This is a genomic window from Streptomyces sp. NPDC029956 (assembly GCF_055574655.1).
This window is the reverse complement of the sequence record NZ_JBVHZJ010000022.1, coordinates 119,044-125,481: the sequence shown is the minus strand read 5'-3', so window position 1 is coordinate 125,481 and position 6,438 is coordinate 119,044. Positions and strand designations below refer to the sequence as shown.

Sequence of the window (6,438 nt, the reverse complement as noted above, 5' to 3'; positions counted from 1 at the left end):
GGGACAACAAGAAAGCTTCCCCCCGACGGCCTCTTCGTCCCTGGGATGCTCGTGGGGGGGAAGGGGACTTTGCTCCTCGACTGTGCCGTCGGGGGGGGGGGGGCGGCCGCGCGGCCCCCCGACGCCGACACCGACGTGCGCGACCTCACGTCCGACCAGCTCCAGCCCGGCTCGCTGGCGGAGCTCACCAGCCCCTCGCTGTTCGCCGAGCGCAAGGTGCTGGTCGTGCGGAACGCCCAGGATCTGTCCGCCGACACGATCAAGGACGTCAAGGCGTATCTCGACGACCCGATCGAGGACATCTCGCTCGTCCTGCTCCACGCCGGCGGCGCCAAGGGCAAGGGCCTGCTCGACGCGGCGCGCAAGGCGGGGGCGCGGGAGGTGGCCTGCCCGAAGACGACGAAGCCGGCGGAACGGCTGACGTTCGTGCGGCAGGAGTTCCGGACCCTGGGGCGTTCCGCCACGCCCGAGGCCTGCCAGGCGCTCGTCGACTCCATCGGCAGCGATCTGCGGGAACTCGCGTCCGCGGTCGCGCAGCTCACCTCCGACGTGGACGGGACGATCGACGAGGCCGTCGTCGGGCGTTACTACACCGGCCGCGCCGAGGCCTCCTCCTTCAACATCGCGGACCGCGCGGTGGAGGGGCGTACGGCGGAGGCCCTCGAGGCCCTGCGGTGGTCGCTCTCGACCGGGGTCGCGCCGGTGCTCGTCACGAGCGCGTTGGCGCAGGGCGTGCGGGCGATCGGCAAGCTGTCGTCCGCGCGGGGCGGGCGGCCGGCGGATCTGGCGCGGGAGCTGGGCATGCCGCCGTGGAAGATCGACCGCGTACGGCAGCAGATGCGGGGCTGGACGCCCGACGGGGTGTCGCTCGCGCTGCGGGCGATCGCGGAGGCGGACGCGGGGGTGAAGGGCGGCGGGGACGACCCGGAGTACGCCCTGGAGAAGGCGGTGGTCGCGGTGGCTCGGGCGGCGAGGATGCGGCCGGGCGGGTAGCGGTGGGGGGTGGCTGGGCCTGGGGTTGAGCCTGGGCCAGTGCGGGCCTGCGCCGTGCCCGTGCCGTGCCCGTGCCGTGGATGTGCCGTGCCCGTGCCGTGCCCGTGCCGTGGATGTGGCCGGGATGGATCCGTTGGTGTGCTGTGCCGGGGCGTGGTCCGTGGGGCGTGGGTGCGGGGCGGTCGGTCGCTGGTGCCAGGGCGGACTCCCCCACCCCACCCCTTCCCGAAACCCTGCCGGGGGCTGGTGGTGGGGGGGGAGTTCACGGGGGCTGCGCCCCTGGACCCCCGCTGGGGCTGTGCCCCTGGACCCTGCTGCGGCTGCGCCTCCCCGGGACCCCCGTTCGGGGCTGCGCCCTGACCCCTGCTCCGGGCTGCGCCCCGACCTCTGCCTGGGCTGCGCCCCGGGGGCCCAGGAGCTGTTCCCGGGACGCCTGCCTGGGGCTGTGCCCCACGGGACCTCTGCTTGGGCTGCGCCTGGGTTCTGCCTGGGGCTGCGCCTCGGAGCCCTGCTCGGGGCTGCGCCCCGAGAGGTAGTGCCCCCCGGGACCCGCTCGGGGCCTGCGGGCCCAGGCCCTGCCTGGGCTGTGCCACGAGGAGCCCTCAGGGATCTGCCCCGGCCCCCTGGGGTCATGCTCGGGCCCCCGTTCGGAGCTGTGCCCAGCCCCCGCTCGGACTTCCGCCCCCGTGGAGCCTCCCCCTGGACCTCGGGGTTGCGGCGCCCCCTGAGGGCCACCGGCCCAGGGCTCTGCACCCGGAGGAGGCTCACCGCCGTGTGTCCCGCAGTCGGGCCTGCCTTCCGCGCCCCGCTCCCGCGCCCCGCGTTCTGTATCCCGCGCCCCGCGCCCCGTATCCCGCGTTCCGTACGCATGCCGAAGGCCCCACCGCTCCTGGGGAAGGAGGTGGTGGGGCCTTCGGTGTTGAGCTGGTGGGCTCGCACCCGCGTGGCGAACGCGTCCGCGTGCGAGTCCTGGGTGGCCGGGTGGGAGCGGGAGAGAGGGCCCGCTGGGTCCCGTGCGGCCGTTACATCAGAGCTCAGCCCTGGAGAGCGGCAACCTTGGTGGCCAGCGCCGACTTCTTGTTGGCGGCGGCGTTCTTGTGGATGACGCCCTTCGAGACAGCCTTGTCGAGCGCGCGGGAGGCGGCGCGGGAAGCCACGGTGGCCTTCTCGACGTCACCCGCGGCGACGGCCTCGCGGGCCTTGCGGATCGCGGTCTTGAGCGAGGACTTGACGGCCTTGTTGCGCAGGCGCGCCTTCTCGTTCGTCTTGTTCCGCTTGATCTGGGACTTGATGTTCGCCACGAAAAGAGCCTTTACAGGTTCGATGTTCCTTCTGGATGCGTCTCGCAGGCTGAGAGGGCACACGAGACACAGCTGTCCACACTATCAGCCACTCTCGTGCCCGCCCAAACCGGGCGCAGGGCGACGGGCATGGGACGATGGAGCCTACGTATCGATCCGACATCGCCCCGAGACGAGACCCTGCGTGCCCGCGACTCCTACCAACGTGCCCGAGCCGAGCCGTACCGACCCGGCTCTGATCCGCAACTTCTGCATCATCGCGCACATCGACCACGGCAAGTCCACGCTCGCCGACCGGATGCTCCAGCTGACCGGTGTGGTCGACCAGCGGCAGATGCGTGCCCAGTACCTCGACCGCATGGACATCGAGCGGGAGCGCGGCATCACGATCAAGTCCCAGGCGGTCCGGCTCCCGTGGGCGCCGACCGAGGGGCCGGGTCAGGGCGACACGCACATCCTGAACATGATCGACACTCCCGGGCACGTCGACTTCACCTATGAGGTGTCCCGGTCGCTCGCCGCCTGTGAGGGCACGATCCTGCTGGTCGACGCGGCCCAGGGCATCGAGGCGCAGACGCTGGCCAACCTCTACCTGGCGATGGAGAACGACCTCACGATCGTTCCCGTACTGAACAAGATCGACCTGCCGGCCGCGCAGCCGGAGAAGTTCTCCGAGGAGCTGGCCAACCTCATCGGCTGCCAGCCGGAGGACGTCCTCAAGGTCTCCGCGAAGACCGGTGTCGGCGTCGACGCGCTGCTCGACCGGGTCGTCCGGGACGTGCCGGCCCCGGTCGGTGTCGCCGACGCGCCCGCCCGCGCGATGATCTTCGACTCGGTGTACGACTCGTACCGGGGTGTCGTGACCTACGTGCGAGTGATCGACGGGCAGCTCAACAAGCGCGAGCGCATCAAGATGATGTCGACCGGCGCCACCCATGAGCTGCTCGAGATCGGTGTCTCGTCTCCGGAGATGACGCCGTCCGACGGTCTCGGCGTCGGCGAGGTGGGCTACCTCATCACCGGTGTGAAGGACGTCCGCCAGTCCAAGGTCGGTGACACGATCACCTCCCTGCACAAGGGCGCCACCGAGGCCCTCGGCGGTTACAAGGACCCGAAGCCGATGGTCTTCTCGGGCCTCTACCCGCTGGACGGCTCGGAGTACCCGGACCTCCGCGAGGCCCTCGACAAGCTGCAGCTCAACGACGCGGCGCTGGTCTACGAGCCGGAGACCTCCGCCGCTCTGGGCTTCGGCTTCCGCGTCGGTTTCCTGGGGCTGCTGCACCTCGACGTGATCCGTGAGCGGCTCGAGCGCGAGTTCGGTCTCGACCTCATCGCCACCGCCCCCAACGTGGTCTACCGCGTGGTCATGGAGGACGGCAGCGAGCACACGGTCACCAACCCGAGCGAGTTCCCCGAGGGCAAGATCGACGACGTGTTCGAGCCCGTCGTGCGCGCCACGATCCTCGCTCCCAGCGAGTTCATCGGCGCGATCATGGAGCTGTGCCAGACGCGTCGCGGCACCCTGATCGGCATGGACTACCTCTCCGAGGACCGGGTCGAGATCCGCTACACCCTGCCCCTCGCCGAGATCGTCTTCGACTTCTTCGACCAGCTGAAGTCCAAGACGCGCGGTTACGCCTCCCTCGACTACGAGCCCACCGGCGAGCAGGCCTCCAGCCTGGTCAAGGTCGACATCCTGCTGCACGGCGACAAGGTCGACGCCTTCTCCGCCGTCACCCACAAGGACGCCGCGTACGCCTACGGTGTGCGGCTCGTCGCCAAGCTGCGCGAGCTCATCCCGCGGCAGGCCTTCGAGGTGCCGATCCAGGCCGCGATCGGCTCCCGGGTGATCGCCCGAGAGACCATTCGCGCCATCCGCAAGGACGTCCTCGCCAAGTGCTACGGCGGTGACATCTCCCGTAAGCGGAAGCTGCTCGAGAAGCAGAAGGAAGGCAAGAAGCGCATGAAGATGGTCGGCTCGGTGGAGGTGCCGCAGGAGGCCTTCATCGCCGTTCTGTCGAGCGACGAGTCCTCCGGGAAGAAGAAGTAGAGCAGGGCGCACCACGCAGCTGTCCTGTGCGGACGACGGGTCCACGCGCCACGTGCGCGTGGGCCCGTTCGTTATGAAGCGGCGCCCTGTAGGGCCTTACGCGCCGGACCTCGGGCCTTTACTCTGATCCCGGCTCGAAGGTTACTCGCCAGTTAGTTACGAACCACCAGAAGGCACCGCCGCCGCCCGGAGGACGTCGTGAGCGACACACAGACCCAGATCGAGAACCGGCCGCCCTCCGTGGCGACCCTCTTCCTTGAGCGCGTCGAGCGGACCCCGGATGCGGAGGCCTACCGCTACCCGGTGCCCGCCGCCGCCGGTGCCGGCCCGGACGACTGGAAGTCGCTCAGCTGGGGGGAGGCCGCCGAGCGGGTGTACGCGATCGCCGCCGGGCTCGTCGACCTCGGTGTCGAGTCCGAGGAGCGGGTCGCCCTCGCCTCCTCCACCCGGGTCGAGTGGATCCTCGCCGACCTCGGTGTCATGTGCGCGGGCGCCGCGACCACCACGGTCTACCCGCAGACCAACGCCGAGGAGTCGGCGTTCATCCTCTCCGACTCCGAGTCGCGGGTCCTCATCGCCGAGGACGCGGCCCAGCTCGCGAAGGCCGTCGAGCGCCGCGCCGACCTGCCGAACCTCCGCCATGTCGTCGTCATCGACGCCACCGGGGTGGAGAGCGACGGCGAGTTCGTCCTCACGCTCGCCGAGCTGGAGGCGCGGGGCAAGGGCTACCTGGAGAAGCACCCCGAGGCCGTCAAGGAGCGGGTCGCGGCGATCACCGCCACGCAGCTCGCCACCCTCATCTACACCTCGGGCACCACGGGCCGCCCCAAGGGCGTCCGCCTCCCGCACGACAACTGGTCGTACATGGCCAAGGCCATCGCCGCCACCGGTCTCGTCACCCAGGTCGACGTCCAGTACCTGTGGCTGCCGCTCGCCCACGTCTTCGGCAAGGTCCTCACCTCGGGCCAGATCGAGGTCGGGCACGTCACGGCCGTCGACGGCCGTGTCGACAAGATCATCGAGAACCTGCCGGTCGTCCAGCCGACCTACATGGCGGCCGTGCCCCGCATCTTCGAGAAGGTCTACAACGGCGTCGCCGCCAAGGCCCGCGCCGCCGGCGGAGCCAAGTACAAGATCTTCCAGTGGGCGGCCGGCGTCTCCCGCGAGTACGCCAAGGCCAGCCAGGACAACTTCCGCCGCACCGGGACCGCCTCCGCGCCCTTCGGCCTCACCGCCAAGCACAAGGTCGCCGACGCCCTCGTCTACTCCAAGATCCGTGAGGCCTTCGGCGGCAACCTGCGCGCGTGCATCTCCGGATCCGCCGCGCTCGCCCCCGAGATCGGCTACTTCTTCGCCGGCGCCGGCATCCACATCCTGGAGGGCTACGGACTCACCGAGACGTCCGCCGCCTCCTTCGTGAACCCGGGCGAGGCCTACCGCACCGGCACCGTCGGCAAGCCGCTCCCCGGCACCGAGGTCCGCATCGCCGACGACGGCGAGATCCTGCTCCGCGGCCCCGGAGTCATGGAGGGCTACCACGGCCTGCCGGAGAAGACGAACGAGGTCCTGGAGTCCGACGGCTGGTTCCACACCGGTGACATCGGCGAGCTGTCCGCCGACGGCTACCTGCGGATCACCGACCGCAAGAAGGACCTGATCAAGACGTCCGGCGGCAAGTACATCGCGCCGGCCGAGGTCGAGGGCCAGTTCAAGGCCGTCTGCCCCTTCGTCTCGAACATCCTCGTCCACGGCGCCGACCGGAACTTCTGCACCGCGCTGATCGCCCTCGACGAGCCCACCCTCCTCGGCTGGGCCGCCGACCACGGCCTCGCGGGCGCGTCGTACGCCGACGTCGTCGCCGACCCGAAGACCGTCGCGATGGTCCAGGACTACGTCGACCGCCTCAACGAGGGCCTGCAGCGCTGGCAGACGATCAAGAAGTTCCGTCTGCTGCCGCGCGACCTCGACATCGAGCACGGCGAGCTGACCCCGTCCCTGAAGCTGAAGCGGCCGGTGGTGGAGCGCGAGTACAAGGCGCTCATCGAGGAGATGTACGCGGGGTCGCGGGAGTCCTGACCCTCGCCGCTGTGGACC

Annotated in this window: 4 protein-coding genes; 3 read left to right on the top strand and 1 reads right to left on the bottom strand. The window is 70.4% G+C overall.

Translation table 11 applies throughout. The features are described 5' to 3' along the window. Nucleotides 1-993 (top strand): DNA polymerase III subunit delta (gene holA / locus ACZ4XX_RS19720; RefSeq protein ID WP_468509130.1); only part of this gene is annotated, 993 nt, incomplete at its 5' end. A gap of 1,034 nt (nt 994-2,027) precedes the next feature. Here holA and rpsT read toward each other — a convergent pair. Continuing rightward, a complete protein-coding gene (gene rpsT / locus ACZ4XX_RS19715) occupies nt 2,028-2,294 on the bottom strand; it encodes a 30S ribosomal protein S20 (protein ID WP_030317512.1) in 267 nt (88 codons plus the stop codon). A gap of 184 nt (nt 2,295-2,478) precedes the next feature. Here rpsT and lepA point away from each other — a divergent pair, with 184 nt between their 5' ends. Together lepA and ACZ4XX_RS19705 are read left to right on the top strand one after the other, a co-directional pair. Further along, nucleotides 2,479-4,344 (top strand): translation elongation factor 4, encoded by a 1,866-nt coding sequence (lepA, locus tag ACZ4XX_RS19710; RefSeq protein ID WP_468509129.1) that lies wholly within the window; start codon nt 2,479-2,481, stop codon nt 4,342-4,344. A gap of 198 nt (nt 4,345-4,542) precedes the next feature. After that, on the top strand, nt 4,543-6,420 hold the full coding sequence (locus tag ACZ4XX_RS19705) for an AMP-dependent synthetase/ligase (protein WP_468509128.1): 1,878 nt from the start codon (nt 4,543-4,545) through the stop codon (nt 6,418-6,420). Nucleotides 6,421-6,438 lie beyond the last annotated feature (18 nt).